33 protein-coding genes, 1 tRNA gene and 1 pseudogene are annotated in these 26,588 nt (G+C 63.3%); 14 read left to right on the top strand and 21 right to left on the bottom strand.

Translation table 11 applies throughout. The features are described from left to right. Nucleotides 1–20: 20 nt before the first annotated feature. Nucleotides 21–1,271 (top strand): tyrosine--tRNA ligase, encoded by a 1,251-nt coding sequence (tyrS, locus tag BLW25_RS03840; protein ID WP_092896493.1) that lies wholly within the window; start codon nucleotides 21–23, stop codon nucleotides 1,269–1,271. Continuing rightward, on the top strand, nucleotides 1,268–1,786 hold the full coding sequence (locus BLW25_RS03835) for a hypothetical protein (protein ID WP_092896491.1): 519 nt from the start codon (nucleotides 1,268–1,270) through the stop codon (nucleotides 1,784–1,786). Before tyrS ends, BLW25_RS03835 begins: the two co-directional genes overlap by 4 nt. Before the next feature lie 45 nt (nucleotides 1,787–1,831). On the opposite strand, the gene BLW25_RS03830 is transcribed toward BLW25_RS03835, so the two are convergent. The 3 genes from BLW25_RS03830 to BLW25_RS03820 all read right to left on the bottom strand — a co-directional run bounded on the left by BLW25_RS03830 (nucleotide 1,832) and on the right by BLW25_RS03820 (nucleotide 4,011). After that, nucleotides 1,832–2,308 (bottom strand): DUF2948 family protein, encoded by a 477-nt coding sequence (locus BLW25_RS03830; protein WP_092896489.1) that lies wholly within the window; start codon nucleotides 2,306–2,308, stop codon nucleotides 1,832–1,834. Between the two features lie 10 nt (nucleotides 2,309–2,318). Continuing rightward, nucleotides 2,319–3,587 (bottom strand): UDP-N-acetylglucosamine 1-carboxyvinyltransferase, encoded by a 1,269-nt coding sequence (gene murA, locus BLW25_RS03825; RefSeq protein ID WP_092896487.1) that lies wholly within the window; start codon nucleotides 3,585–3,587, stop codon nucleotides 2,319–2,321. Nucleotides 3,588–3,759: 172 nt separating this feature from the next. Then, entirely contained in the window at nucleotides 3,760–4,011 is a 252-nt protein-coding gene (locus BLW25_RS03820; RefSeq protein ID WP_092896485.1) for a hypothetical protein, read from the bottom strand. Nucleotides 4,012–4,138: 127 nt separating this feature from the next. On the opposite strand from BLW25_RS03820, the gene BLW25_RS03815 reads away from it, so the two are divergent. After that, nucleotides 4,139–4,213: transfer RNA gene (locus BLW25_RS03815), tRNA-Thr, on the top strand. Nucleotides 4,214–4,377: 164 nt separating this feature from the next. Here the strand turns inward: BLW25_RS03815 and BLW25_RS03810 are convergent. The 9 genes from BLW25_RS03810 to BLW25_RS03770 form a co-directional block, all read right to left on the bottom strand. Continuing rightward, nucleotides 4,378–4,647, bottom strand: a complete 270-nt coding sequence (locus tag BLW25_RS03810) for a helix-turn-helix domain-containing protein (RefSeq protein WP_092896134.1) — start codon at nucleotides 4,645–4,647, stop codon at nucleotides 4,378–4,380. Then, nucleotides 4,644–4,928 carry a hypothetical protein gene (locus BLW25_RS03805; protein ID WP_143040425.1) on the bottom strand — a complete coding sequence of 95 codons (285 nt, stop codon included), beginning with the start codon at nucleotides 4,926–4,928 and terminating at the stop codon, nucleotides 4,644–4,646. Before BLW25_RS03805 ends, BLW25_RS03810 begins: the two co-directional genes overlap by 4 nt. Continuing rightward, complete coding sequence (locus tag BLW25_RS03800) at nucleotides 4,901–5,086, bottom strand: hypothetical protein (protein WP_092896138.1); 186 nt, start codon at nucleotides 5,084–5,086, stop codon at nucleotides 4,901–4,903. Before BLW25_RS03800 ends, BLW25_RS03805 begins: the two co-directional genes overlap by 28 nt. A gap of 1 nt (nucleotide 5,087) precedes the next feature. After that, nucleotides 5,088–5,279: a hypothetical protein gene (locus BLW25_RS03795; RefSeq protein ID WP_092896140.1), complete on the bottom strand. Its 192-nt coding sequence runs from the start codon at nucleotides 5,277–5,279 to the stop codon at nucleotides 5,088–5,090. Beyond that, on the bottom strand, nucleotides 5,276–5,641 hold the full coding sequence (locus BLW25_RS03790) for a hypothetical protein (RefSeq protein ID WP_092896142.1): 366 nt from the start codon (nucleotides 5,639–5,641) through the stop codon (nucleotides 5,276–5,278). The genes BLW25_RS03795 and BLW25_RS03790 overlap by 4 nt, the downstream gene beginning before the upstream one ends. Next, nucleotides 5,628–5,903, bottom strand: coding sequence for a hypothetical protein (locus tag BLW25_RS03785; protein ID WP_092896483.1), 276 nt, complete (start codon nucleotides 5,901–5,903; stop codon nucleotides 5,628–5,630). The genes BLW25_RS03790 and BLW25_RS03785 overlap by 14 nt, the downstream gene beginning before the upstream one ends. Continuing rightward, complete coding sequence (locus BLW25_RS03780) at nucleotides 5,900–6,082, bottom strand: hypothetical protein (protein ID WP_092896481.1); 183 nt, start codon at nucleotides 6,080–6,082, stop codon at nucleotides 5,900–5,902. Before BLW25_RS03780 ends, BLW25_RS03785 begins: the two co-directional genes overlap by 4 nt. Before the next feature lie 397 nt (nucleotides 6,083–6,479). Next, nucleotides 6,480–6,923 carry an Rrf2 family transcriptional regulator gene (locus BLW25_RS03775; protein WP_092896479.1) on the bottom strand — a complete coding sequence of 148 codons (444 nt, stop codon included), beginning with the start codon at nucleotides 6,921–6,923 and terminating at the stop codon, nucleotides 6,480–6,482. Nucleotides 6,924–7,015: 92 nt separating this feature from the next. Next, nucleotides 7,016–7,588 (bottom strand): TetR/AcrR family transcriptional regulator, encoded by a 573-nt coding sequence (locus tag BLW25_RS03770; RefSeq protein ID WP_092896477.1) that lies wholly within the window; start codon nucleotides 7,586–7,588, stop codon nucleotides 7,016–7,018. Nucleotides 7,589–7,648: 60 nt separating this feature from the next. Between BLW25_RS03770 and BLW25_RS03765 the strand changes: the two genes are divergently transcribed. Further along, entirely contained in the window at nucleotides 7,649–8,587 is a 939-nt protein-coding gene (locus tag BLW25_RS03765; RefSeq protein ID WP_092896475.1) for an alpha/beta hydrolase family protein, read from the top strand. Here the strand turns inward: BLW25_RS03765 and BLW25_RS03760 are convergent. Then, the gene (locus BLW25_RS03760) at nucleotides 8,553–9,449 is read right to left on the bottom strand and encodes a LysR family transcriptional regulator (RefSeq protein WP_092901465.1); all 897 of its coding nucleotides are present in this window, start codon (nucleotides 9,447–9,449) and stop codon (nucleotides 8,553–8,555) included. The genes BLW25_RS03765 and BLW25_RS03760 overlap by 35 nt on opposite strands. A gap of 97 nt (nucleotides 9,450–9,546) precedes the next feature. Between BLW25_RS03760 and BLW25_RS03755 the strand changes: the two genes are divergently transcribed. Beyond that, entirely contained in the window at nucleotides 9,547–10,287 is a 741-nt protein-coding gene (locus tag BLW25_RS03755) for a sulfite exporter TauE/SafE family protein (protein ID WP_092896473.1), read from the top strand. 203 nt (nucleotides 10,288–10,490) lie between these two features. On the opposite strand, the gene BLW25_RS03750 is transcribed toward BLW25_RS03755, so the two are convergent. After that, a complete protein-coding gene (locus tag BLW25_RS03750; protein ID WP_171909431.1) occupies nucleotides 10,491–11,054 on the bottom strand; it encodes a Rossmann-fold NAD(P)-binding domain-containing protein in 564 nt (187 codons plus the stop codon). On the opposite strand from BLW25_RS03750, the gene BLW25_RS24870 reads away from it, so the two are divergent. The 3 genes and pseudogenes from BLW25_RS24870 to BLW25_RS25480 form a co-directional block, all read left to right on the top strand. Further along, the gene (locus BLW25_RS24870) at nucleotides 11,019–11,375 is read left to right on the top strand and encodes a ClbS/DfsB family four-helix bundle protein (RefSeq protein ID WP_290438661.1); all 357 of its coding nucleotides are present in this window, start codon (nucleotides 11,019–11,021) and stop codon (nucleotides 11,373–11,375) included. The two genes, BLW25_RS03750 and BLW25_RS24870, sit on opposite strands and share 36 nt — an antisense overlap. After that, the gene (locus BLW25_RS03740) at nucleotides 11,368–11,691 is read left to right on the top strand and encodes a hypothetical protein (RefSeq protein WP_092896467.1); all 324 of its coding nucleotides are present in this window, start codon (nucleotides 11,368–11,370) and stop codon (nucleotides 11,689–11,691) included. The genes BLW25_RS24870 and BLW25_RS03740 overlap by 8 nt, the downstream gene beginning before the upstream one ends. A gap of 61 nt (nucleotides 11,692–11,752) precedes the next feature. Beyond that, a pseudogene (locus BLW25_RS25480) lies at nucleotides 11,753–12,700 on the top strand (integrase core domain-containing protein); the annotation flags it as partial. A 187-nt stretch (nucleotides 12,701–12,887) separates the two neighbouring features. Here the strand turns inward: BLW25_RS25480 and putA are convergent. Further along, nucleotides 12,888–16,328: a bifunctional proline dehydrogenase/L-glutamate gamma-semialdehyde dehydrogenase PutA gene (gene putA, locus BLW25_RS03725; RefSeq protein WP_092896465.1), complete on the bottom strand. Its 3,441-nt coding sequence runs from the start codon at nucleotides 16,326–16,328 to the stop codon at nucleotides 12,888–12,890. A 103-nt stretch (nucleotides 16,329–16,431) separates the two neighbouring features. Here putA and BLW25_RS03720 point away from each other — a divergent pair, with 103 nt between their 5' ends. Continuing rightward, a complete protein-coding gene (locus BLW25_RS03720; RefSeq protein WP_092896463.1) occupies nucleotides 16,432–16,893 on the top strand; it encodes an Lrp/AsnC family transcriptional regulator in 462 nt (153 codons plus the stop codon). Between the two features lie 96 nt (nucleotides 16,894–16,989). After that, nucleotides 16,990–17,688, top strand: coding sequence for a nuclear transport factor 2 family protein (locus tag BLW25_RS03715; RefSeq protein ID WP_092896461.1), 699 nt, complete (start codon nucleotides 16,990–16,992; stop codon nucleotides 17,686–17,688). A gap of 35 nt (nucleotides 17,689–17,723) precedes the next feature. Here BLW25_RS03715 and BLW25_RS03710 read toward each other — a convergent pair whose 3' ends face one another. The 3 genes from BLW25_RS03710 to BLW25_RS24225 form a co-directional block, all read right to left on the bottom strand. Continuing rightward, nucleotides 17,724–18,173 (bottom strand): GNAT family N-acetyltransferase, encoded by a 450-nt coding sequence (locus BLW25_RS03710; RefSeq protein ID WP_216279326.1) that lies wholly within the window; start codon nucleotides 18,171–18,173, stop codon nucleotides 17,724–17,726. Continuing rightward, nucleotides 18,163–20,031: a polysaccharide deacteylase family 2 protein gene (locus tag BLW25_RS03705; RefSeq protein WP_092896459.1), complete on the bottom strand. Its 1,869-nt coding sequence runs from the start codon at nucleotides 20,029–20,031 to the stop codon at nucleotides 18,163–18,165. The genes BLW25_RS03710 and BLW25_RS03705 overlap by 11 nt, the downstream gene beginning before the upstream one ends. Nucleotides 20,032–20,326: 295 nt before the next feature. Further along, complete coding sequence (locus BLW25_RS24225) at nucleotides 20,327–20,656, bottom strand: ribonuclease E inhibitor RraB (RefSeq protein ID WP_171909465.1); 330 nt, start codon at nucleotides 20,654–20,656, stop codon at nucleotides 20,327–20,329. Nucleotides 20,657–20,972: 316 nt separating this feature from the next. Between BLW25_RS24225 and BLW25_RS03695 the strand changes: the two genes are divergently transcribed. After that, entirely contained in the window at nucleotides 20,973–21,443 is a 471-nt protein-coding gene (locus tag BLW25_RS03695) for a hypothetical protein (protein ID WP_143040433.1), read from the top strand. Between the two features lie 91 nt (nucleotides 21,444–21,534). Here BLW25_RS03695 and BLW25_RS03690 read toward each other — a convergent pair whose 3' ends face one another. Continuing rightward, nucleotides 21,535–22,401 (bottom strand): inositol monophosphatase family protein, encoded by an 867-nt coding sequence (locus BLW25_RS03690; protein ID WP_092896453.1) that lies wholly within the window; start codon nucleotides 22,399–22,401, stop codon nucleotides 21,535–21,537. A gap of 171 nt (nucleotides 22,402–22,572) precedes the next feature. Continuing rightward, nucleotides 22,573–22,929, bottom strand: a complete 357-nt coding sequence (locus BLW25_RS03685; protein ID WP_092896451.1) for a helix-turn-helix domain-containing protein — start codon at nucleotides 22,927–22,929, stop codon at nucleotides 22,573–22,575. Nucleotides 22,930–23,348: 419 nt separating this feature from the next. Here BLW25_RS03685 and BLW25_RS03680 point away from each other — a divergent pair, with 419 nt between their 5' ends. Beyond that, nucleotides 23,349–24,326, top strand: a complete 978-nt coding sequence (locus BLW25_RS03680; protein WP_092896449.1) for an NADPH:quinone oxidoreductase family protein — start codon at nucleotides 23,349–23,351, stop codon at nucleotides 24,324–24,326. Between the two features lie 11 nt (nucleotides 24,327–24,337). Here the strand turns inward: BLW25_RS03680 and BLW25_RS03675 are convergent, their stop codons facing one another. Next, nucleotides 24,338–25,201 (bottom strand): LysR family transcriptional regulator, encoded by an 864-nt coding sequence (locus BLW25_RS03675; RefSeq protein WP_092896447.1) that lies wholly within the window; start codon nucleotides 25,199–25,201, stop codon nucleotides 24,338–24,340. A gap of 127 nt (nucleotides 25,202–25,328) precedes the next feature. On the opposite strand from BLW25_RS03675, the gene BLW25_RS03670 reads away from it, so the two are divergent. Both BLW25_RS03670 and BLW25_RS03665 read left to right on the top strand, forming a co-directional pair. Continuing rightward, nucleotides 25,329–25,550, top strand: a complete 222-nt coding sequence (locus tag BLW25_RS03670) for a DUF1127 domain-containing protein (RefSeq protein ID WP_092896445.1) — start codon at nucleotides 25,329–25,331, stop codon at nucleotides 25,548–25,550. A gap of 219 nt (nucleotides 25,551–25,769) precedes the next feature. Next, on the top strand, nucleotides 25,770–26,546 hold the full coding sequence (locus BLW25_RS03665; protein ID WP_092896443.1) for a Bax inhibitor-1/YccA family protein: 777 nt from the start codon (nucleotides 25,770–25,772) through the stop codon (nucleotides 26,544–26,546). The last annotated feature ends 42 nt before the right edge of the window (nucleotides 26,547–26,588 follow it).

Here is a 26,588-nt window from a genome sequence, read left to right as displayed (position 1 = left end):
GAAAGCGCGGAGCGCGACCCATGACCTACCATCCGAAATCAGAATTCCTGCGTGTGATGTTCGAGCGCGGCTTTGTGGCCGATTGCACCGATTATCAGGCGCTGGACGAGGCCCTGATCAAGGGGGTGGTGCCCGCCTATATCGGCTATGACGCGACGGCGGCAAGCCTGCATGTCGGCCATCTGATGAACATCATGGTGCTGCGCTGGCTGCAAAAAACCGGCCATAAACCGATCACGCTGATGGGCGGCGGCACGACCAAAGTGGGCGATCCCTCGTTCCGATCGGAAGAGCGCCCGCTGCTGACCCCGGAAAAGATCGACGAGAATATCGCCGGTATGGGCCGCGTTTTCGCGAAATATCTCGATTACTCGGATGCGCCCAATGGGGCCATCATGCTCAATAATGCCGAATGGCTGGATCATCTGAATTACCTCGATTTCCTGCGCGATATCGGGCGGCATTTCTCGGTCAACCGGATGCTGTCTTTTGAAAGCGTTAAGTCGCGGCTGGATCGCGAGCAATCGCTCTCTTTCCTCGAATTCAACTACATGATCCTGCAAGCCTATGATTTCGTTGAAATCAACCGCCGTTACGGCTGCCTGTTGCAGATGGGTGGATCAGACCAGTGGGGCAATATCGTCAACGGGATCGACCTTGCGCGCCGCGTCGCGGAGAAAGAGATTTACGGGCTGACGACACCGCTTCTGACCACGTCTGACGGGCGCAAGATGGGCAAGTCCGCCAATGGCGCGGTCTGGCTGAATGACCAGATGCTCTCGGCTTATGAATTCTGGCAGTTCTGGCGCAATACGACCGATGCCGATGTGGCGCGGTTCCTGAAGATCTTCACTGAGCTGCCGGTTGCAGAATGCGACCGGCTGGGTGCGCTGCAAGGGTCTGAAATCAACGAGGCGAAGATCATCCTCGCCAATCTCGCCACCGCGCTTTTGCATGGCGAAGAAGCGGCGAAGGCGGCTGAGGCAACCGCGCGCGAGGTGTTTGAAAAGGGCGGTATCGGCGATGACCTGCCGACCGTGGCGCTGACCGCGGACGAAGTGGCCGATGGTATCGGCATCGTGCAACTGCTGGTCCGCGCCGGGCTTTCGGGTTCGGGCAAAGATGCGAAACGGCTGATCGCCGAAGGGGGCGCGAAGATGAATGACGAGATCATTCTTGATGCGGGCCTGCGCCTTGGCGCGGGCGAGCTGGCCGATCCGGTGAAACTCACCGCCGGTAAAAAGCGCCACGCGCTCGTGGTGCTGGAGTGATCCGCCGCCTTTTCAGCCGCGCGGGCCTCGCCCTCGCGCTGACATCAACTGTGGCGCCCGCAATCGCGGACGTCGCCTGCCCGGTGACCCAATCCGTCTATTCCGACAAAGAAACCGGCTTCCGCCTCAGCTTCCGCCCGCTGCAAAGCTGGGAACAAAGCGGCATGGTGCTTGCGATCTTTGACATCGAGACCCGGGACGGGCGCGAGCTCTGGGGCGAGATCCGCACCAATATGGGCACCAGCCGCGATACCGGTGTGATCTATGACGGCTGCCCGCCCCCCGGGCCCGAAGATGCGCCTTCGGAAGACCAGCTGGAAGCCTGTCGCGTCTGGGAGGGTCTGGTCTATTCGGTCGAGGGCAACCAGATCGGCGCCTTCCCCATCGAGGGCGACAAGGCTCCGTCTAGCCTCCTCTTCACCGATCTCGGGCGCCAGCTGCGCTATGCCATTTTCTCCAGCCCGGGGGATGAGCCCTGGGACCAGCTCTGGCTGACCTCCTGCCCGCCCGGCTGAAACTGCGGCAGCTCCTTTGACCGCAAGCCCGGCAAGGGCCGGCGGTCAGTCCCGGTGTTCCGGCTTTTTCCCCGATGGCGCGATATAGGGTTTCGTCACATCGGTCAGCACCACTTCCAGGGCTTCCAGCCGCAGCTCGATCAGCCCGTCTCCGGCAAGGATCAGCGTCAGCGCCCCGGTGCCGTCCTCGCCCGGCGCATAGGCCAGATCCAGAACGGACAGTACCTGATCGGCGTCACCCGGGCTGATGCCCTGGCTGCGCACCTCAAGCACATCTTCAACCATCAACAGGCTGCGCACCCGTTCATAGGCACGTCCGGAACGTTCGGCAAAACCGCTGTCTTCCCAGCGGAAGCGATTGACAAGCGCCGCAAAACGGCGGCGCTTGCGATCATATTTCATCTCGGTGGCTGGCAGAACCGCGTCCTGGATCAGGCTGGCGATCACCGTCAGATCCTCTGGCTCCAGAGCCACCAGCTTCAGCGGTGCCTCATCGCCATCCTCAAAACGCGCATCTGCCATATCCGCCCCCTCAGACGCCACTGATCCGTTCGATATGCGCCCCACAGGCGAGAAGCTTCTCCTCGACCCGCTCATAGCCGCGATCAAGGTGATAGACCCGGCTCACCACCGTCTCCCCCTCGGCCGCGAGGCCGGCGAGAATCAGCGACACGCTCGCGCGCAGATCGGTCGCCATCACCGGCGCGCCACGCAGCTTTTCGACGCCATGCACGGTCGCATGACCGCCATGAACTTCGATTCTGGCACCCATCCGCATCAGTTCCGGCGCATGCATAAAGCGATTCTCGAAGATCTTCTCTTCCAGAACGCTCGTGCCCTCGGCGGTGCACAAAAGCGCCATCATCTGCGCCTGAAGATCGGTCGGGAAACCCGGGAAAGGCTCGGTCACCACATCGACCGCCCTCACGCGGCCATTCTTGCGCGCGACTTTCAGGCCCTTTTCGGTCTCGGTGACGGAAATCCCCGCCGCGTCAAGTTTCTCACAAAAGGCCGCCAGCAGATCGATCCGTCCACCCAGACATTCCACCTCGCCGCCGCAGATCGCAGGCGCGAGCATATAGGTGCCCAGCTCAATCCGGTCAGTCACCACCGGATGCGTAGCGCCGCGCAGGCTGGTCACGCCCTGAATGGTGATGGTCGAGGTGCCCTCGCCGTCAATTTCCGCGCCCATGCGGCGCAGGCAATGAACAAGATCAACGATTTCGGGCTCGCGCGCGGCGTTTTTCAGGACCGAGGTGCCCTTGGCGAGCGTCGCCGCCATGACGAAATTCTCGGTCGCACCGACCGAGGCAAAGCGCATCTCATGCACCGCGCCCTTCAGCCCGCCCTGCGTTTTCGCATGAAGATAGCCGTCCCGCAGATCGATCTCGGCCCCAAGTGCCGAAAGAGCATCGATATGAATATCCATCGGCCGCGCCCCGATCGCACAGCCCCCGGGCAGCGACACGACCGCATGACCCAGCCGCGCCAGCAGCGGGCCAAGGACCAGATTGGACGCCCGCATCTTGCGTACAATGTCATAATCCGCCGTCGGGTTCAGCGTGCCATGCGACGACATGGTGATGACCTTGCCATCCTGCAGCGCCGAAACCTCAACCCCAAGCGATTCCAGCAGGCTCGTCATCGTCCGGATATCCGAAAGACGCGGTGCATTGGTCAGCGTCAGCGGCTCTTCCGACAAAAGCGTCGCAGGCATCAGTGTCAGACAGGCATTCTTGGCGCCCGCGATGGGAATCACCCCGTTGAGTGCGCCGTTGCCCTTAACCAGAATCGAATCCATGCCCGCCTCTTACCCTTTATCCTTGTTATGACCGCCACTCTCGGGCCCGGTCACAGCCCTTGTTACGCATCGCCCCGACAGATCCGCGCCGGTTCCTGGATCTGTCGGCGACCTTGCCGCCTGTCAGATGCCACGGACCTGATCCCCTCAGACCAGATCCCGGGGTCACGGCTTAACTGCCTTCTTCCGAACCGATATTTCCGCCCGACTGGCCATGGGCCCCCTCCTCGGGCCCGGGGCCTTCCGCCCGTCCCCGCGCCTGCGCCTTTCGCCTTGCCATATTGGCTTTCAGCGCCGCCTTGAGCCGCCCTTCCCGCGTGGCCGCCGCGCTCACAACCGGGGCACCGGCCACCTTGCGCGCGGGTCTGTCCGCAGGTCTCTCCACGGGTCTGTCCTGGGGGGGATTTTTCTCGAACTGGTCCATGCCCTGAAGAAATAGCCTCTCCCCCCGGCACGGTCCAGAGCCCGCCGGAAGGAACCTGTCACAAGAGCAAGAAAAGGGGCTTGCGGTCGGGAATGATTATGTTTATTCCCCCGCTCACCGAGACGGCGCTGTGGTAGCTCAGTGGTAGAGCACTCCCTTGGTAAGGGAGAGGTCGAGAGTTCAATCCTCTCTCACAGCACCATTCATCTTCAAATTTATAATAAGTTTCAAAGCATTAGGTTGTGACTGCATTTCTCAGTCCACCTCACAGCCCACCTCACGGCTTGCGCTTAATTTATTCAGCATGACATCGACTAGAAGCTGTAAAAGCGATCAAGCCCCCGATCGAAGCCGGGGGCTTTGCGCTTACGGGCACCCGGCCACGCTATAAACGAGGCTTGTGCTGCGATTGAGATACCTGCCGATCTGCCGGAAGCTCGCGCCACCGTCCCGCATCTCGACTATCTTCCGGCGATCTTTCGCGGTGAGCTGACGCCCCCGCCGCACAGATCCGGCGGGCGCCCATGGGTCATAGGCCTCCGCGATCATCCCGGGCGGGATAATCTTCACCTGACAGCGCACCGGGACACCATAGCGGGCGGCGATTTCGGCCCGAACCTTGTCGGAATAGGTCATGCCGTTGCCGCGCCCTTTTCCCGGCGATATGCAGCCCGGAGCATACCCTTCACATCGCCGCAGAAAATGAAGTCGAGGCTCACGCCGGTCTTCTGGCAGAAGTCCATGATCTCGGAAGATGGACCGCCATCGGGGGCCAGCAGGGACTGCGGCGCTTCGACCTCCAGAACCCCGGCAGCATAGGAGGCGCGGCCTGCCGCTGTAGCAGGAACATTGTCCTCGTCGTCCCAGGGAAGTTCCTCTGCCTCCCCGGTCATGGCGACCAGTAAAGAGACTGCCATTTCAAGAGCACTGTTTTGAAATGGCTTAGGCCGAACATCACTTCCGGGTTCAACCTCTTTTCGTTCGCAAGGATCTGCGTCTGGATCAGCCCGATTGCGGCGCAGAGGTTTTCATGCGGAGTGCAGAGGCGGGCGGCGCGAAACTTGAAATCTTCCATATTACTCACTCGCCCCCTCTGCGGCGGGTTTCAGGAGAGCCAGTCCAGCATTCAGCCGGATCAGCGCGGCCTCACAGCCCGAAGCCAGAGCCTTGCGGTCGTCATCGGGATCGTGCCGGGTGGTCATCTCGAGAAGCTGGACCAGATCGCGGGCACGAGTAAGTTCATCAAGTGCGTCGAGGACCTGGCTCATTGCGACACCCCCACAAGTGCGCGGGCCTCGGCCCAGAGCTCCGGGAGTTCCGTGATGTCAGGCATCCCGCCTTGCCCCCAATCAGTCGAGGCAATCACCTTCATGATGAAGTCGGCGGCGCTCTCGGCCGGGATGGTCAGCAGAACCAGCCCCATCCCGTCCAGTTCTTCGACCAGCGGATTAAACTCTGTGTTTTTCATCCCTTCGGTCGCGGGTCCGTTGATATAGGCACGGAAAGCGGCCCATTCCCGATAGGCGGTGGCGACCAGCGTTTCATCGAGGCGCAGGGTGCAGGCTCTGGCGGGAACTGCGCAGCCAGCCAGGGCGGCAGGGGCGAGAGTCAGGAGGTCACGCCGCTTCATGGCCAGCCTCCTTCGTCCAGAAGCCCATGCCCCGCGCGCGTTCATGCTCCTCGGTGCCGTCTATCACTACGGCTTGCATTTCCTCCGCGACCTCAAGTGTCAGGGCGATGCTACCGAGCTTCACGGCCTCGCTGGTACCGCCGGTATCGCTGCTCTCCAGCGCGATCCGGGCAGTCCTGATCAGGGCGGCAACCGTATAGGCGAAATCATTGGCGCGCTCATCAGGAACAAGGCCCGCGAAGATTTGACGATCCGCAATCATGCTGCCACCCCCGATTTGATCAGGTGCAGGGCGTGGCGCAGGTAGCTGGCGGCTTCGGCCAACTCGCGGGCGCTCGGCTGCGGCGCTGTGATAGCGTCCAGCGCAAGGGCAACATCATCGTGCAACTGGTCATGGCGAACGGGCGGCAGATGGAACTGCCCCATATCGTGCTTGGTCATATCGTTTTTACTCTCAGAAGACGGCTTTCGACGGCCGTTTTGCCAGCGACAGGCTGGCGCCGGGACGTTCGAAACCTGCTGAGAGACAGGCGGGACGCTTTTCCCCCGAAAGGGTATTGCATGGCGCCCCCGTCCCGACATAAGCTGTCGGACGACGGACAGCCGCCAAGCTGTCGTCCTGCATCCCGCCAAGGATGCGTTCGCCCAACACCTCCGCGCCAACGGAGGGCCGTGTAAATCGGCAGTCGGGTATACCTCAGTCCGGGTTTCGACGCCCACGGACACAATGCTCCCGCTCAGTTCGGAAATCAAGCACAACCCTTCGGGGTGACTGCTTGCGTTTTGGTTGACGCTTGCGCCACCACTGCCCCCGATCACGATCACATCCTACATGTCTCTACTCCTGTGCGGCCCGCCTTTCGGCATGACGGCGCGCGAAATCCTCGGCCAGATCGGCCAGTGAAACCTCTGCGAACCGCTCCAGCAGCAGCGCTTCGGCCTCATGGAACGCGTGATCCAGCGCCGCATTCACCGCCCGTTCCACCAGACAATCCGGCGTCTCGTTGCGGTTGCCGATGGCAAAGATCGCTGGCTCGCCAAGCGCTTCGTGCAGCTGCCGCAGGTTGACCTGCCCCAGGTCTGCCGAGATGCGCCAGCCTCCAGCATGGCCGCGTGCGGCAGCAACCAGCCCCGCCTCACGCAAGAGCCCCATGGTGCGGCGCACCACGACAGGGTTGGTGCCGAGGCATAGCCCAAGCGCCTCAGAGGTCATGGGCCCGTCATGTTCTGCCATATGCAGCAGCGCATGAAGGACCGAGGAAAGGCGGCTGTCACGTTTCATGTAACTTCACATGTTTCGATTTAACGCGCTGTCAAGATGCTGACGGCCTGCAAGCAGCCTTCGCCCCGGAACTTGCCGTTTCCCGCACGGCGTCAGCAGGATCGGATCAGGACGGCCGCTGCCTTTCCGGCGTTCTCGAAATAGACCGGGTCGCGATGCAGCAGGACAACCGCAAAGGCACCGTCCAGCAGCAGAATGATCTGAGCGGCTATCGCTCTGGTGTCCCCGGGAATGCCAGCCCGCAGCAACTCCGAACAGATCCAGTCTTCGACCCGCTTCTTATGGGCACGGGCCGCAATGATGGCCGGGTGGCCGGGCAGATTGACAAGCTCCACCGAGGCCCGGAGGAAACCACAGCCCTTCCATGTCCGCCGCCGCGCCGCGCGGGCCAGATTGTCGAAGATCGCCTGGATCCTGTCGGCGACATCGCCTTCCGCCCTGGAAAACCAGCGCCGAAACGCCGCCAGGTTGGGCTGATCGCGTGTCTCCAACCAGGCGGCGATCAGGTCGTCTTTGCTGCGGAAATGGTAGTACAGTGTGCGCTTGGTCACCCCTGCCGCCTCGGCGATATCATCCATACTGACGGCGCGCAGGCCCTCGGCGTAGAACAGCTTGCCAGCTGCCTCAAGTAGACGGTCGCGGGTTGGGGCAGATACCTTGGCCATACCGATAAGTATACCTACCAGTGTATATACTCAATTGGCCTGACCGTTAGTCTGGCAGGTATGAAACGCCAGATCACACATCACGAGTCCCCATCCTTCCGCCCTGTTATGCTACAATGCGACGATGGCATCACTTTGCAGGGTCATCTCTGGTGCGGCCCGGGCCGCTCTGCAGGCCGTATCATCATCAACCCTGCCACGGGTGTGCTTGCGCGGTACTACCATCGCTATGCGGGTTTCCTTGCAGGGTATGGGTTCGAGGTTCTGACCTACGACTATCGCGGCATCGGCCTGTCGCGCCCGGCCAGTCTGCGAGGCAGCGGCTATCGATGGCGGGACTGGGGCGAGCGGGATTTCGCGGCGGCGCTGGACTTTATGGCCGGGCAAGGCGGGGGGCCTCTGATGGTGGTGGGCCACAGCATCGGCGGCTTTCTGCCCGGCCCTGCGCGCGGTGCAGAACAAATCGAGCGAATGCTGACCGTCGGTGCGCAATACGCGTGGTGGGGGGACTACGCCCCCCGTCATCGCCTGGCACTGCTGTTCAAATGGCATCTCACGATGCCGGTTCTCACGGCGCTTTGTGGCTATTTTCCCGGGCGTCGGCTGGGTTGGCTGGAGGATCTGCCGACAGGTGTGGCCTGTGAATGGGCCTTCCGCCGTGCGCGTTTCGAATGGTCGCATCCGGCAGCTGAAAGAAGGCATGTGATGCGGCGCATGGCCAATGTACGTGCGGATATTCTCGCCGTGGCGGTCTCGGATGACGAATTGGGGACACTGCCAGCCATCCGCCGCACGCTTGGCTATTATTCCGGCGCAGATCGCAGCGCGGCGTTACTGCATCCCGCCGATTACGGCCGGCAGGGCATCGGCCATTTCAACCTGTTCCACAGCAGTCATGCCGACGGGTTCTGGCGTGAAACCCTGGACTGGTTGCGCGAGGGAAGAAACCCCTGGCCGGATCGCGTCACCCTGCGGATGCCGCCCCTGTCAGATGAGTGAAGAGGCTCTGTGCCGGCGCGGAAAGCGCGATCCCCGCCTTGATGCAGACCGACAGGCGCCGCTGCGCCCAACCCTCGGCAAGCGGGATGATCGCGATCCGGGCCGGTCGCTTCATACGCGCGGCCGCCGTCTGGGGCACGATGCCAAGTCCGGCGCCCGCTCCGGCCATGTGGCAGATGGCTTCGAAGCTGCGCAATCTTGCGCGGTAGTGTAGGTGCAGCCCGATTGCGGCAGCCTGCGCGGTGATGTGATCCTGCAGGGCACTTGCCGACAGCCCGATGAAAGAACGCCCGGCAAGGTCCGCAAGACGGACCCGGCGCAGGGCTGCAAGATCATCCGTTTGCGCGGCGACGACGACCAGCCGGTCGTTGGCAAAGGGCTGCAGGATCAGCCCGTCCTGTACCGCCCCTGCCGCCGAAAGAACGCCGATATCGGCAAAGCCCGCCCCCACGCTGCGCGCGATGTCGGGGCTCTGGCGTTCCTTCAGATCGAGATCGACGCGCGGATGGGCGGTCATCCATCCGGCCAGCCGCTGCGGCAGGTGCTCGGCCATTGCGGCGGTATTCGACAACAGCCGCACCGTCGAGCGCAGGTCGGTGGCGTAGTGGCCAAGCTCGCCACGCATTACCGCCATCTGCCGGGTGATCAGCCGTGCATGATGGGCAAGGGCCGCGCCCGCTTCGGTCAGCGTGACGCCGCGCCGACCGCGCTCGAGCAGCCGAAGGCCGGCAGAGAGTTCCATATCCCGCAACCGCTCGCTTGCGGCGGGCAGCGACAGCCCGGCATCGGCAGCGCCATGGGTAATGCTGCCGGCATCGGCCACAGCAAGAAAGAGGCGAAGGTCGGTAAGATCAAAGCGCATCCCCGTCATATAGCGCAAAATCAGCCTTCGGAACAGCCGAAGCCATACTATCGAACTTTCGCATTGCCGCACGATCACTGTGCCCTATGCAGGGTGCATGAGCGATCTCACGATATTTCTGGTTGCCGCGACCTTCCTCCTGGCCGGGATCGTCAAGGGGGTGACCGGGATGGGCCTGCCGACGGTCGCCATGGGCGTTCTGGGCGCGCTCTTGTCGCCGCCGGCCGCAGCGAGCCTGCTGATCGTGCCTTCGATGGTCACGAATCTCTGGCAGCTTCTTGCCGGCCCCGGCCTCTCGGGCCTCGTGCGGCGCCTCTGGCCCATGATGGTTGCAAGCATGGCAGGAACGCTGATCAGCGCCCCACTGATGAGCTCGGGTAATCTCTCACTGACGACGAAGGCCCTTGGAGCCACCCTGATCGCCTATGCACTCTATACTTTATTCGCGCCGCCGTTCCGGGTGCCGTCGCGACATGAAACCTGGCTGTCGCCATTGATCGGGCTGGCAACCGGGCTGGTTGCCGGGGCCACCGGCGTGTTCGTCATCCCGGCCGTGCCCTATCTGCAGGCGCTCGGGCTGAAAAAAGACGATCTGGTGCAGGCGCTTGGAATGTCCTTTACGACATCGACCATCGCGCTTGCCCTTGGTCTGGCCTCGCAGGCGGTCTGGCAGGGCGATCAGTTTGTGCTCTCGGTGATGGCCGTCGCGCCGGCGCTGGCCGGGATGCGGGCTGGGCATTATCTGCGCCGCGCCATCAGCCCCCAGACCTTCCGGCGCTGGTTTCTCATCATGCTCGCTCTGCTGGGTGCGGAAATGCTCCTGCGCGGCATTGTTTGAGGCACTGCAAAAACTGTTCAAACGACCAGTGTTGGCAACCTGGCGAAGAGTGTACGTTTCACCCAGCCTTGCATCGGCGTGACGACGCATCTGAGTCAAATCGGCCTGGTGTTCCAGCATTTTAAGGGCCATCACGCTGTTTTCGGGGGTGTCTTGTGTCATGATGGGCGCACCTGCGCACTCGCCCGGCTACCTGCCCCGCATCACGCCATGTCCTGCGCTTTGAACCATGCCACCTCGTCGCGGATCGTCTCGGCGATGGGGCGGAAGGTCAGGCCGAGCTCAGTCTGCGATTTTTCGGGATTAAAGCGGGTGCGCTCGGCCTCGGCCCGCATGGTCCGTACCGTGGCGAGGCTGAGCAGCGCCGGGCGACCAGTGACCCGGGCGGCCAGTTCCTGCACCGCCGCAATGGGCCAGAGGATGGCGACCGGGATCTGCCGCCGTGGGGAGGGTGTGCCGGTGACCTGCTCATAGATCCGCACCAGATCGGGCATGGCGATATGGTGGCCCGCCGCCAGATAATGCTCTCCCCGCCGCGCCTTTTCCGCCGCTGCCGCCATGGCGAATGCCACATCGCGGGCATCAACGAAGGAAAAGGTGCCGGGCGGAATGCCGGGAAGTGACCGCTTCAGATAGTCCAGCGTGAACTGTCCCGCCGCCGTCGGCCCCAGATCGCCGGGGCCATGCATCCAGCCGGGCATCACAAAGGCCGCGAACATCTCGGGGTGACGGTGCAGGAACTCCTGCACGGCCGCGTCGGATTGCATCTTGCTGCGGTAGTAATCATCGGCGTCGCGAGGACTCCGGGCCATGCTTTCGTCAATCAATGCGCCACACCGGATTTCCCGGAGACCGAGTTTCAATGGAACCAGCTTGGGCTGCTGGCGCAGAAATTCTACGCCGACCACTCCAATGAGGGCTGGCCATCGCTGCTCCTACGGCTGAAAGCGGCCAAAGTGCGACTATCCGCTACGATCTCGGCCCGCTCAAATGAGGAGCTTTATGGACAGCCATGGTATGGCAAATGGACGAAGGGCCGGATGATACAGTTCAACACATCCTCTCACCGCCGCATGGGCAATGGTTGATGAATATAACAATGAGCCGCATCGCGGCCTGCCGAAGTTCGAGGATCCGGAAACCGGCAAGATGCGTCACATGACGCCGAATGAGGCATGGGCCGCACATGTCGCGAATGGGTTTGAACCCGTGTCGGTCGATCCGGACGAGGCGGATGACCTGTTCCGCCCTTACAAAATCTGCACCGCGCGCCGGTCGCAGGTCTGGTGGAACACCAATGGCCCCGTTGATCCTCGACGGGGCCGCTATATGGGCGACGGTGATCGCAGGCGCAGTCTCGCAGTCAGGATCCGCAGATACCCCGGCTGCGTAATCAGTTCCTGACGGAAAATTTTTTTGTGCAGAAAGTAGCGGCCGTTTGTGCAGAAGCTGGCGCGGCGCAACACCAGCTCAACGCCGGGAACTGGCAGAGAAGGCAGTGGCGACGAAGGGGGGCAGCATCGCGCTGGCCTGCCGGGCATTTGGGTCGAGCCGAGACCTGCTTTCGCTACAGCCCGAAGCGCGATGCTGAGAATGAGTTCATCGCAGACCTGCTGGAAGGGCCGACCAAGGCACATCGGACCTGGGGCTTCGGGCTATGCTTCCTGCACATGCGCAATGTCCAGGGGCACCCGTGGAACCATAAGCGCGTCCATAGGATCTACTGCGAGCTGGAATTGAACCTGAGGATCAAGCCCCGCCGGAGGATCAAGCGCGACAAACGCGATGAGCTCAGCGCCCCTGAGGCACCGAACACGGTCTGGTCGATGGACTTTATGGCTGATCGATTGGCCGATGGCCGCCAGATCCGGCTCTTGAACGCGCTGTGCGGCTTCAACCGTGAGGGGCTGGGCATTGAGGTCGACGTCACATTCGTCGGGTAATCGATCCCCCGGATCGATTTCTGATCCTACTCATACCTGGCTGAGCGGGTGGTCCTGTCCCTGAACCCGTTCGTCGGGGAAACTGTCCACTGGACCGTTTCCTGATCCTCCTCCACATAGAATGGCGAGGCAAACCTCTGGCGATACGAGTGGACAATGTCCCGGAATACATCAGCTCTACGCTGATGATCTGGGCCGAAAAGCAGGGCAGCGCCCTGAACCACATCCAGCCCGGGAAACCCCAGCAGAACCATCTCGCCCTCACTCGAACGCATGGCGTTCGGGCTCGATATATGTCGAACGATACAACAGAACGGTCCGGCATGAATGGCTGGGCCTCTGCGTCTTTGAAGCCATCGAGGAGGCGCAACAGATCGCAACTGACTGGCTATGGACTCACAACAATGGGCGCCCAACATGGGTATCGGCGGTATCACACCCGCTCGAGACAACTGAAGATGGCTGCCTGAAGTCTGCTTCTGCACCCCTTTAAAACGGGGAGGATTACCAATCCACGGGACAGTTTACCCAGCCAGAGCCCCACCATGTTCAGCGCGGTCAAAGCGAACGCAAAGAAAACCGCAAGCGCGGGGGAGCAGTTGGGCGGGTCGCAAACCTGGGCGAGCCTTGCCAGGGCCCGCCCATCAGGTCGGGCCGCTATGCTTCCGCCACCTCGGAGAGCAGCTTGGCGTTGCCGCCCGATGCCGTGGTATCGATGCAGACATGACGCTCGAGCGTGACATGGGCGCGATCGGGTGCGCCGGTGATCAGCGGCAGGATGGCGCCTTTGCGGGCGGATAATGCGAGGGCGCGGCTGCGTGCCCCGGCCTCTTCGCCCCAGAACAGTGCGCCGCTGAAGCCCTGCAGCCTGGTCAGCGCCTCAGGGTCAAGACCGTCAGCCGCAACCGCCACGCCGCCGAGCGCGGTGACCGCATTGGCCTGGGCCGCCACCGCCGCAGCTCCTGGTCCGAGGCACAGGACCGGCGGGCAGGCGAAATGGCCAAGCCGGTTCGATTCTCCGGTCGGACCGGGCAGATCGAGCGGCTCTGACGGTGCGACCTCAGCTGCCCTGGCAAGTGCTGCGGCGACCTCGGCCTCGCTGGTGACCGCCCCGGTGGCGCCTTGCAGCGGCGCCGCCTGGCGGGTGAAGCGGGTCAGGTAATCCGGGCCGCCGGCCTTTGGTCCGGTGCCCGAAAGCCCCTCGCCACCGAAGGGCTGGCTGCCCACCACCGCGCCGATCTGGTTGCGGTTGACATAGATATTGCCGGAATGGATGCGCTCGACGAAATGCTGCACGCGGTCATCGATGCGGGTATGGAGGCCGAAGGTCAGACCATAGCCGGTGGCATTGATCTCATTGATAACCTTGTCGATCTCACCGGCCCTGAAGGTCGCGACATGCAGGACAGGGCCGAAAATCTCACGCTCCATCGCAGCGATCCCCGGCACGCGGATCACCGCAGGCGGCGCGAATGTTCCCTGCCCCGGCACCGCGCGTTCCTTGACCAGCCGCCCCTCGACCCGCGCCTGATCGATATGGGCGCGGATGGTCGTAAGGGCCTCGGCATCGATCACCGGCCCGACATCGGTGGTCAGAAGACCCGGATTGCCGATCGACAGCTCGTCCATCGCGCCTTCCAGCATCTCGAGGATCGGGGCCGCGATGTCTTCCTGCACGTAAAGGCAACGCAAGGCCGAACAGCGCTGTCCCGCCGACTGGAAGGACGAGGCCACGATGTCGCGCACCGCCTGTTCCGGCAGCGCGGTGGAATCAACCACCATCGCATTCATCCCGCCGGTCTCGGCGATCAGCGGCGCGCCGGGGGCAAGGTTTTCCGCCATCGCACGGCGGATCAGCAGCGCCACTTCGGTCGAGCCGGTAAAGGCGACCCCATCCACGCGCGGATCCGATGTGAGCCAGGCGCCCACATCGCCCTCGCCCGGCAAAAGCTGCAGCGCGGTGACCGGCACCCCGGCCTGATGCAAAAGATCGACGGCCAGCGCGGCGATCAGCGGCGTCTGTTCCGCCGGTTTCGCCAGCACGGCATTGCCAGCCGCGAGCGCCGCCGCGATCTGGCCCGAAAAGATCGCCAGCGGGAAGTTCCACGGGCTGATACAGGTGAAGCGACCCCGGGCGGGGGCGGTCAGGGCCTCGGCGCCATTGGCATAGTAGCGCAGGAAATCAACCGCTTCGCGCAGTTCGCCGACCATATCGGGGGCGTTTTTGCCGGCCTCACGCGTGAGCAGCGCGAAGATCTGGCCGAAATTTGCCTCATAGGCGTCGGCTGCGCGGCGCAGGACGGTGGCCCGGGTGGCAGCATCGGCGGCCCAGGGCTCGGCCAGGCGCAAGGCGGTATCAACATCGGCGCGGGAGGCGGCGAGGACATGGCCCACCCTCTCGCCCGTCGCCGGGTTCACCACATCCGTGCGCAAAGCACCGGCGGCGCGGCCCGCGATGACCGGCCCGGCGCTGTATGTCTGGGTCAGATGCGGCTGCATCGCGGCCTCAATCTGACGGAGATCGGTGCGCGAGGTCAGGTCAAAACCTTTCGAATTGACCCGGCCCGGGAAGATCTGCGGTGCCGGCGGCACAGCCGGGTTCTCGACCGGCGAGACGCTTTCCATATAGGCCAGCGGGCAGGCGGCGACCTGTTCCGGGGTCACGTCCTCATCAACGATCTGGTTGACAAAGGACGAATTCGCCCCGTTTTCCAGCAGCCGCCGCACGAGATAGGCGAGCAGATCGCGATGCGCGCCGACCGGCGCATAGATGCGGCAGCGCGTGTTCTGATCGGCATGAACGATCTCATGCAGCCTTTCGCCCATGCCATGCAGGCGCTGGAACTCATATTGTTCGGGTTTCACGCCCGCCGCCGCCGCCATGTCGAGCACCGCCGCCACGGTATGGGCGTTATGACCCGCAAATTGCGGATAGATGCGGTCGGTCATGCCCAGCAGCTTTTGCGCATTGCTGATGTAAGACACATCCGTCGCCTGTTTGCGGGTAAAGACCGGGAAACTTTCCAGCCCCATCACCTGGGCGCGTTTGATCTCGTAATCCCAATAGGCGCCCTTCACCAGGCGCACCATGATGCGGCGGTTCAGCCGGGTCGCAAGATCGTAAAGCACATCGATCGCCGCCCCGCAGCGCCGGCCATATGCCTGCACAACCACGCCAAAGCCGTCCCAGCCCGCCAGCGACGGGTCTTCCAGCGTGGCCGCAATCACCTTCAGCGACAGATCGAGCCTGTCCGCCTCCTCCGCATCGACATTCAGCCCGATCCCGGCCGATTTCGCGAGCCCCGCCAAAGCCCGCAATCGCGGCACAAGTTCGTCCATAACGCGCGCCTCATGGGCCACTTCATAACGCGGATGGATTGCGGAAAGCTTAACGGAAACGCCCGGATTGGCGCCGATGTCGCGGCCCTTTACCGCCCCGGCAATTGCGGTGATCGCGCGGGTATAGGCGAGGTGATAGCTGCGGGCATCGGCCTCGGTCTTGGCGCCTTCGCCCAGCATATCATAGGAATAGGTATAGCCCTTCCCTTCCAGCTCGGTCGCGCGTTTCATGGCCTTTTCAATGGTTTCGCCCAGCACGAACTGGCGGCCCATCTCTTTCATCGCGCGCGTGGTGGCCGAACGGATCACCGGCTCGCCCAGCCGCCGGATCGCGCCGCGCAGGCTGCCTGCGATCCCCGGGCCACGCTCGTCCAGCACTTTGCCGGTCAGCATCAATGCCCAGGTCGAGGCGTTGACAAGCGACGAGGCCGACTGGCCCAGATGCCTGCCCCAGTCCGAGGGCGCGATCTTGTCCTCGATCAGAGCATCCATCGTCGGCGCATCCGGCACCCGCAAAAGCGCCTCGGCCAGACACATCAGCGCGATACCCTCATCGGTCGAGAGCCCGTATTCGGCGAAGAAAACCTCCATCAGCCCCGGCTTCGCACCCGAGCGGATGCGGCGCACGAGATCGGCACCCGCCGCCGCGATCCGGTCACGGTCCGCCTGATCCAAACCGCTTTGCGCGATCAGATCCCGCACCAGCTCCCCCTCGGGGGCAAGACTTCCATCAGCGACCAGATCAAGCGAATTTGTCATGCAGACCTCCTGCGTTTTGACTATGATACACCTGATCTGCCAGTCAGTATTCCTGATCTTTCCGCAAACGCTGGCCATTATGGCCAGAAAAGGTTGATTTTACATGCCAAATCCCCTTGTTGATCTTGATCGATTTGATCATGCGATTCTGCGCATTCTGGCCGTCGAGGGCCGGGTTTCAGCGGTGGAACTTGCGCGCCGGGTCGGTCTGTCGAAAAGCCCGGTCCAGGCGCGGATGAAACGGCTTGAGGAAGACGGGGTGATTGCGGGGTATCGCGCCATTCTCGACCCGGTGAAAATGGGGCTGGCGCATGTGGCCTTTGTCGAGGTGCGGCTGGCCGATACACGCGAGGCGGCGCTCCAGGCCTTCAACCGCGCCGTTCTGACCGTGCCCGAGGTTGAGCAATGCCATATGATTGCCAGCCGCTTCGATTACCTTCTTAAGGTGCGCACCGCCGATATCGCCGATTACCGCCGGGTGCTGGCCGAACGGATCTCGGCGCTGCCGCATGTGGCGCAGACCTCGACCTATGTCGCGATGGAGGCGGTGAAAGAGGCGCTTTAACGCCAGACCGCTCCGCATGGTCAGGCCAGACGGACGACAGGCTTGCGGCAGGCAACCGGCCTGCGCAAGCATCGGTGCAGCAAACCGGAGGTCACCATGTCTGAACACCCGCCCGCATCTGAACCCCGGGCCCCGAAACCCCAGGCCGAACCCGTCACCCATATTGACGACGAGCGTTTTCGCGTCACCGAATGGCGTTTCGTGCCGGGGGCCGAAACTGGCTGGCACCGCCATGGCCATGACTATGTGATCGTGCCGCTGACGGATGGTGTGCTGGGCCTTGATCTCTCCGGTGGCGGGCGGGCACAGGCGGCATTGAGCCAGGGCGTGCCCTACTCGCGCCGGGTGGGGGTTGAACACAATGTGACCAATGCCGGCACCGCGCCGCTGTCTTTCCTCGAGGTTGAGGTGGTTGATGATGCCCGGGATGAGGCACGCCTCGCAACCATGGCGCGGCTGATGGACTGTTTCAATGCGCGCGATCTTGACGGGCTGATGGGCTGTATGTCAGCCGATCCTGCCTTTCACGGCGCGGCCGGGCCCGAGGCCGAAGGCCTGATCCATCAGGGTCAGGCGGCAGTGCGGGCGGCCTATGCGGCGCTGTTCGCGGCCTTCCCTGACGCCGCCTGGCTTGAGGGCGCGCATCACATCACCGGCGAGACCGGGTTGTCGACCTGGCGCTTTCGCGGCACTTCGGCGGCGGGGGCCAGCGTCGATATGCGGGGCTGCGATATTTTCAGCTTTGACGGCGTGCTGATCGCGGTGAAAGACAGCTACCGCAAGGCGCGCAGCTGAGCCACGCCTGTCAGCGGGTGACGCGGCGTGACACCTCAGCCGCGCTGCTTTGTCAGCCGCAGATCGCCATCCCCCACCGGCGTATCCCCGCCCCAGCCAAGGCGGCGATAAAAGCCCTCGGCCCGGCTGCCTGCCGCCGTTTCCAGCCAGATTTCCGCATGATCGGCGAAAAGTGCAGCTTCGGCGGCGCTGGTCAGCGCGCGTCCAATGCCCCTGCTCTCGGCCTCCGGCGCCACGAAAGCGGCAAAGAGGCAGCCTTCCTCGCGGTCGATCATCGAAAAGCCAAGAATCTTGCCTGCCTCTTGCGCCACCCAGGCGGTGCCAGGCGCCTCAACCAGCTCTGCCACCGTCTCGCGCGTGATCCCCAGCGCGGCCAGTTCCGCCTCGCTCAGCGCGTTTTCCCGCACCGCAAGACGGATGCGAAAGATCGCTGGCACATCGGCGCGCAGGGCCGGGCGGATCATTACCATCTGCTCAGTCGACATCCAGCATCGCCGTAACAGGCGCCAGTTCGACACTGGCGGCGCGGCCCTCGACGGCCCATTCAAGAAGCGCGGTCACCGTTGCCGCATGGCTGGCCCGGCCAAAGACCGTCACGCCGCCATCCTGCGCCGCCTTGAAGGCTGCACGGTCGAGATAGCGGCGGATCACCGGCGCCTCCTCACCCTCGGCATCAAGATCGCGGAAGATCACGGCTGCCGGAACATCCTCGCGCTTTGCCACCTGGTCAGCCGCGTTGAGGCCGATATTCCAGGTGATGAGCCCGCGCCCCTGAGCGGCGATCTCGGGCACGACAAGGCTGGCCAGCGGGCGGTCGGCCTGAAAGCTGCGCCCCGGCGCGTCCATTGTCGCCACCGCTTCGGGCAATACCTGCGCCATGGCACCAAAGGCCACCGCGACATCGCTCGCCACGGCGCCCTTCGGCAGGCCGGACGCGACCATGATCACCTCCTGGCCGGCGGCGCGGTACAGCGCGGCGATCTCAGCGGCATTGGGCAATTGCGGATCGATCGCGAAACTGACCGCGAAAGGCAGATCGGCAAGGGCGGCACGATCCAGCTCCGGCGAGCCGTCATCCAGCAGGATCACCGCAAAACGCGGCTTGTTGGCGGGGTTTTCAAAATCGCGCGCAAAAAGGAGGCGCGGCGCGTCAGACCCGATTGCCGCGCCTTCCGCCGTCACTTCTTGCGGCGTTTCGCCGATCCGCGGCAGGCGGCTGCTGCCATCACCGGTTTCGCGGCTGATCGCGCCATTGCCGGGCAATGACGAATTATCGTCCAGAGTGAGCATTTTAACCGCCGCCGGGTCCGATGCCGCTCCGGTCTCTGGCCCATCGCTGTCGGCAGAAAGCTCCGCGCTATCTGGTGCAGGGTCGCGATCCGCAGGCAGGTCTTCGACGGCGCCCTGCCCGCCTGCAGCATCTGCCAGAGCGGTATCGGCTGCAGCCTCTGCCGGTGTCGGTGCGGACGGGGGCATGTCTTCAATGATCACAAAACCATCGCCCGCCGGCAGCGCAGTTGCGTCTTTGGCCGGCGCTGTGCCCTCCGACAGCTGATCAGCCGCCATCTGCGCCAGCATCTGCTCTTCCTCAACCGTCAGGGGCGGTGGCTCGGGCACCGATGCGAGCGCCGGCGCGCTGTCCTCTGCAGGATCTGCCGGACGCGATACCGTCGCTCCGGCGGCGGTGCCCCCGGTTTCGCCATTCGCGAGACCGTCTTGCGGCAGAGCCGGTGTTTCAGGCAGCCCCGCAAGGTCAGCCGGCGGCGTCACGACAGTGTCGGGCTCCTCCGTTACGCCCGCGACCAGCGGCGCGGCTTCAGGCGCGGCCGGGGCCTGCGGCACCGCGTCATTTGCGGCATCGGCAAGATCCGCCGGCTGATCCGGGACAAGGCCCGGTGCCGTATCACCCGCATCAAACGCAGCCTCCAGCGCAGCAGCCAGCGCCGGGTCCGAAGAATGTTCCAGCGCCAATTCGGGAAGGTCGATCAGTTTCGGCGCTGCAGCGAATTCGGGATCCGCCCTCTCCTCGGGCGCGGTCTGCTTTGCGGTCTCTGTGACCTCCGGCGCTTCCGCAGCATTGAGGGGCGGTACTGTCGGGGTCCCGGCCACAGGATCGGTTGCAGGATCAACCACTGCGGCAGCCTCGCCGGCGGTCTCTTCGGTCAGGGTTTTGGCGTCAGGGGCCAGGCGGGCGTCAGGGTCTTCGATACCGGCTTCGCTGCGGACAGTGCTGGCGGTGGAGTTTTGCGGGAGCGGCCCGGAAAGCGATACCGACACCAGCGCAAGCACGCCGGTCCCGACCAGACCACCCAGCCCCGCTCCAAGAAGGAATCTGCCGAACACTTGTTTCTCCCTGCCGCTCAACCGCACACGCCGGACATTTATGCAGAACTGCCTGCTGTCCCTTATACTGATCTCTCATCCGGCCCGTTACGGCCGCCCGGATCACCCCGATGCCTGCCAGGCCCGTCGGGCCCGGACCCGCATTCGGATAAGATGATCCAACTGATTGCATCTTTATAGCCCGCGCATCGGCGTGCTTCATCCATTTTCAGCTTCCGTGAGTGAAAAGCCGCTGCGTGGCCTGGCACGACGGGGCCTGCAGGCGCCACAGAACACCACCGGCGCCGCCCCCGCCTCAGATATCGAGTTCCCAGCCATCGGGATAGAAATCAAAGCGGATCGCGATCTTTGTCGCGGCCTCTTCATATTTCCAGATTTCCTCGGCACTGATCGGGATCGGCCCGGTCGAGGCGATCAGTTCTTCGCCTTCTTCCCCCTCTGCATCGGGGCGGCTGACACGGTAGCCCGCCGCCTCAAGCGCGCGGGAAATACCCGTCCAGTCGGGCTTTTCCAGCTCGGGGAAAAAGGCGAAATCCACCACGGCGCGGGCCGGCAGTTTCACCCCTTTCGACTCGCGGAAGGTGTCAAAGGTCTCACGGCGCTGGAAATTGAAATCATGGCTCATGGCGCCAGTGATAGCCGAGCCGGGCCGCCGGCTCAATCGCCCGAATGCAGGCCCCGAATGCAGGCAAAGAAAAACGCGCCGGGACAGGCCGATCCCTGTGCCGTAAGTCAGCAAAATCGCGCCCATCCGGGCAAAACCGTCCTGGAATAGCCCCATAAGCGCCGCCGCCCCGCCGGCTCTCTGCCCGGCCTTCGACATCCCGATCTTTATGCTTGACCACAAAGCGATGGCCGGATCACATCCATCACATCGCCGTGAACCGCCGGCAGGGCCGCATATCGCCTGGCCGCCGGACAGTCAGTATCGGAGCCTTGATTTGCGTGCCCTTTCTATACTTTCCGCCATTGCCATTCTGGTCAGCCTTTTCCTGTCCTGGACCGGCCCTGCTCTTCCCATCCCCGCGGTCACGCCCTGGGATCTGATCAGCGCGCTGAAACCCGATGTCGCGGCGCTGCGCAGTTTCGTCGCCAGCTCACCCGGGGAACTGGTGGCTTTCCTTGCGACCTTTGTGCTGGCGGCGGTGTTTCTGGTGCTTGTTCTGTTCAACCTGCCCTCGCGTCTGATTGGCCTTCTGGGCGGGGGCCTTGGTGTGGGCCTGACCGGCTGGACGGTGTGGAAGATCAGCAAGGGCGCCTCAGACCTGCCGGTGCCGGTCAATGTCGATATCGGGAAGGCCAATGATGTCGTCCGGGCCGTCACCGACCTTGCCGGGCCAGGCGCCTGGGCCTGGGTTGCCGGCTCGGCCTTGTTGCTGCTTGCAGCGCTGATCGGCTGGGACCGGAGGTAATCCGGGCGCAAAGCACTTGCCCGATCGCCTGAACCAGAAAAGGCGGCGCCCGCAGGCACCGCCTTTTTTCATGTCGGAACCCGATACCAGATCAGGCAGTCGCGTTCAGAAGCTCCAGCGCCGCCGCATGGATCCCGGGATTGGCCGCCGCCAGAACCCGGCCGCCCTGTGCGCAGTCGCCCCCATCCCAGGAGGTCACAATCCCCCCCGCCGCCCGGATCACCGCCATCGGCGCCTGGATGTCATAGGCCTGCAGACCGGCCTCAATCACAAGATCGATCTGCCCAGCCGCCAGCAAAGCATAGGCGTAGCAATCCATGCCATAGCGGACCAGCTTGGCCTTTTCGGACACGCGGCGGAAAGCGGCATATTCCGCTTCGCTGCCGATCTCGGGGAAGGTGGTATAGAGAAACGCCTCCTCCAGACCCCGCTCCGGGCGTGTCGCAAGCGGATGCGTGCCATGCGGCCCGGCGACGCGGGAGAGACCGAAGCCGCCCTCGAAACGCTCACCGATATGGGGCTGGTCGATGATGCCATAAACCGGGCCGGTCTCGTCACGCAGAGAGATCAGCACGCCCCAGGTCGGGCTGCCGGTCAGAAAGCCACGGGTGCCGTCGATCGGGTCGAGTACCCAGGTCAGGCCCGAAGTGCCGGTGGTTGTGCCGAATTCTTCACCAAGGATCGCATCCTGCGGCCGCTGCTGCGCGAGGATCTCGCGCATCCGCTGCTCTGAGAGGCGGTCCCCCATGGTGACCGGATCAAAGCGCGCAGTCTCTTTGTTGTCGGCTGCAAGGCCGGGGCGGCGGAAATAGTCCAGCGTCGCCACCCGCGCCGCATCGGCAAGCGCATGGGCGGTGGCGATCAGCGCGTTGATCTCGGTCAGCGGCAGCGCAGCGGCAAGGCCCGAGGGCGGGCGGCGCAGCGTGCTGTCGGAAAGCGTCAGGGAATCAGATGTCATCGTCTCACCTTACATGTCCCTCCGGCGCTAACCGCCCCGGGTCATGAGGTCAAGAAACCCCGGTGGCCAGGATGGGGCGCGGCTACGCCCACATCCCGGCCATCCCCGTCGCCCGAAAATAACGGGCTGGCCTGTCAGGGCCAATAACGCGGGAAATTTCGCGTCAGGCGATCAGGCGGCGGAAAGAACCCGGGCGAGATCAAAGAGGCGACGACGCTGCGCCTCGGGGATGGAATAATAGGAGCGCACCAGTTCCAGCGCCTCTTTATCGGCCATCATATCACCCTGCCCGGAATGAGCCTCGACACCCTCGGCGAGCCCTTCGAAGAAGAAGGCAATCTGCACCCCCAGAGCATCGGCAATATCCCAGAGCCGCGACGCGCTGACCCGGTTCATGCCGGTTTCATATTTCTGAATTTGCTGGAATTTGATGCCAACCTTGTCGGCCAGCTGTTGTTGAGTCATCCCCACCATCCAGCGACGGTGGCGGATACGTTTGCCCACATGGGCGTCAACAGGGTGCTTCATTCTTAACTCCGTACGACTTCTACCAGGAACTAAACCGCAAGTGAGCCTTCTCGACGGGCTCCTCCCATAAGGATACAAGCATATTTCATGCCATTTGCACAGCGGCACCGAGATTTTTTAGCACCATCCGACAAACGACCATAAAACAGGCTGGTTTTGGCCCGATGAAATTTCCGGCCACGCAATTTACTCCGGATGCCCTAGGCAACTTCACCTATAGATGCTTTGAACAGGCGACTACTCGCCCATTGCGATACCTCCATTATGCGTCTCAAAATGATAATATTGTGCAAATTGCACAAGCCCCTGAGAACGATGCTGTTGAACCTGCGCGACATCTGCGAGAAAACCATTTGCTTTCTGGCAGTTGTGCGGGAAGTCTGCGCCAGAGGCTGGGGGGGATCAGGCAGATGACGCGGATGAAAGCATGGCAGACGCTGGCCCCAGGGGCGCCGATGCAGCTTTGCGAGGTGGATATCCCCATCCCCGGCCCTGGCGAGGCTCTGGTGCAGGTTGCAGCGGCGGGGCTGAATTTTGCCGATCTGCTGATGAACCAGGGGCGTTATCAGGTGCGCCATACGCTGCCGGTGACCGGCGGGCTGGAGCTTTCCGGCAGCCTGATCGCCCTCGGGCCCGGACACGCTGAAAACGGCGGGCCCGCAATCGGTGCGCGCGTGGCGGCGCTGGTCTCAAAGGGCGGATTTGCGGAATATGCGGTCGCGCCGGCGGCGGCGCTGGTCGCGCTGCCCGAGGGTATGGATTTCGCCACCGCCGCCGGGTTCCAGATTGCCTGGGGCACCTCGCATCTCGCACTTGCGGGCAAGGCCATGCTGCGGACGGGTGAGACGCTGTTCGTCACCGGCGCTGCGGGCGGGGTCGGGCTGACGGCGGTCGCGATCGGGCATCTCCTCGGCGCGCGGGTGATTGCCTCAGTCCGGGGGACAGAGAAAGCGGCCATCGCCCGCGCGGCCGGCGCCGATGAGGTGATCGACAGCGATGCGCCCGATCTGAAGGACCGGTTGCGCGCGCTTGGCGGCATCGACGTGACCTATGACACGGTGGGCGGCCCGGGATTTGATGCCGCGATGCGGGCAACAAGGCCAGGCGGGCGGATGCTCGCCATCGGTTTCGCCGGCGGCGAGGTGCCGCAGGTGCCGCTCAATCAGTTGCTCGTGCGCAATATTACGGTGATCGGCTTCTGGTATGGCGGCTATTCCGATTTCGCCCCCGGCGAGCTTGCGGCGAGCCTGCGCCAGCTTTTCGCCTGGTGGCAGGAGGGGCGCATTCATCCGCTGATCTCGCAACAGCTGCCCTTCACGCAGCTGGAAGCAGGGCTGGAGACCATCCGCAGCCGCCAGGCGACCGGCAAGCTGGTTCTGCTGACCACCCCCGGCTGAGGCGACCACCCCTACCCCCCATAGGCGCAGCGCAATTCGGACAAAAGCGCCGCCGCCACTTCACCCCCGGCATCGCCGCGCATCGTGTCGAGCGCATAGAGCCCGATCTTCGTCCGCCCGAGGGCGGGCAGCGCATTCTCGCCGCTGATCGGCTGGGTCGCTTCGGGCAGGCCATCTGCGATGCGCACCGTCACCGCAAGATCCGCCGCGACCGAGGCATCCACCACCTGGTCGCTTTCGCCATCCACCGCCAGCTCCCAGGGGATGCCGGCCTGATCCAGCGCAGTCATCGCCAGCGGCCGGAAGATACAGCTTTGCTTGAAGCCAAGCCGCAGCGGCCGGCGCTGCCAGGCGGTGCCATCAATCGCCCCGATCCATTGCAACTGCCGCAATGACAGCACCTCGGCGCCGGCATCGGGCTGGTCTTCGGTGGTCACGATCACATCGAATTTGCCGCGCGCGAAATCCTCTTTCAGGTGCAGCGTGAACGAGGACACCAGATTGATCCGCATCAGTGGCCAGCTTTGCCCCAGCCGTTTCAGGATCTGGGGAATCGCGGGATAAACAATATCATAGGGCACACCCAGCCGGATCTCGCCCTGGTATTTCGCGCCCCCCAGCCGCGACAGCGCCTCGTCATTGATCTCAAGCAGGCGCCGACCATAAGAGACCAGCATCTCTCCCTCGGGCGAGAGCGCCAGCTTGCGCGCCGCCCGCAGGAACAAGGGCAGCCCAAGCGCCTCTTCAAGCCGCTTGATCTGCATCGAAACCGCCGATTGCGTCAGATTGAGAAAGCCCGCCGCCCGCGTCACACCGCCGACATCGGCCACGGTGACGAAAGAGCGCAAAGCGGTCATGTCGAGGTTGCGCGGCATATCACAGATCCTGATGATTAACCCAACAATCATTCATTTCCATTATGGAAGGATTTCGGCGAAACATCAACATGCCTGATGCAACCAAAGGTCCGCATCACAAAATCAGATCACAAGGATTCCGGTGATGCGCGCCCTCAGCCTGCCTTTCCTCTCGCGCCTGCCCCGCAAAAACGCGCGCTCCGGCTTCTGGCGCCGCATCGCGCTTGCCTATGCCCTCCGGCGCCACCGCCGACAGCTCGCGCGGCTGGACAGCCGGCTGTTGCTGGATATCGGCCTGAGCCATCGCGAGGCCGAAGCCGAGGCCGCGCGCCCGTTCTGGGATGCGCCGGGCCATTGGTATCACTGAGAGATATCACTGCGGGCCGCGCGGGCATTCACGGCGCAACTCCGCCCCGCGCGCCTGCCCGATCCGGGGCCGGATACAACAATTCGCAACAGATGACATGATTTTTAACCCTGGCGAGGGCGGAAATCCTTGAAATCACGCCGATCCTTTCCGATATTCGGGCAGTGAGGTGCGCCGGACTCCCCGGCGTTGCCCTTAGGGACAACATCGGAGGCTTAAATGGCTCAATATGAAACGATCCGCGGCGTAGGCGTTGGCGCCCGCGCTCAGATCGACGAAGGGCTTCGCGCCCATATGAACAAGGTCTACGGGCTGATGTCCGTAGCGATGCTGATCACGGCTGCTGTGGCCTGGGGGATTTCGGGCCTGACCACGACCACCGATCCGTCGCTGGCTGTGGCTGAAATCCGCAGCGGCACCTATCTGACCCAGTTTGGTTACACCCTCTTCGCCTCGCCGCTGAAATGGGTGATCATGTTCCTGCCGCTGGTGATGGTTTTCGCCTTTGGTGCACTGGTCAACCGCCTCTCGGTCGCGTCGGCCCAGCTGTTCTTCTACGTCTATGCGGCGGCCATGGGCCTTTCGCTGTCCTGGATCTTCATCGTCTTCACCGGCGGATCGATCGCTTCGACTTTCCTCGTGACCTCGATCTCCTTCCTCGCGCTGTCGCTCTATGGCTATCTGACCAAGCGCGACCTGTCGGGCATGGGCACCTTCCTGATGATGGGCCTCGTTGGTCTGATCGTCGCGATGATCGTGAACATGTTCCTGCAATCGGAAGGTCTTGCCTTCGCGATCCCGGTGATCGGCGTGCTGATCTTCGCCGGCCTGACCGCCTATGACACGCAGAACATCAAGAACACCTATATCCAGCACGCAGTGTCGGGTGATCAGGAATGGCTCGGCAAGGCAGCCATCATGGGTGCGCTGAGCCTCTATCTCGACTTCATCAACCTCTTCATGTTCCTGCTGCAATTCATGGGCAACCGCGAATAAGCAGACCGTCCGGGCCAGACCTGGCCTGGTAAGAACGAAACC

Origin of the sequence: Rhodobacter sp. 24-YEA-8 (genome assembly GCF_900105075.1) — a bacterium.
GTDB lineage: Bacteria > Pseudomonadota > Alphaproteobacteria > Rhodobacterales > Rhodobacteraceae > Pseudogemmobacter.
Note: the sequence above shows the minus strand (reverse complement) of the source record. Positions and strands in the feature narration are given on the sequence as shown.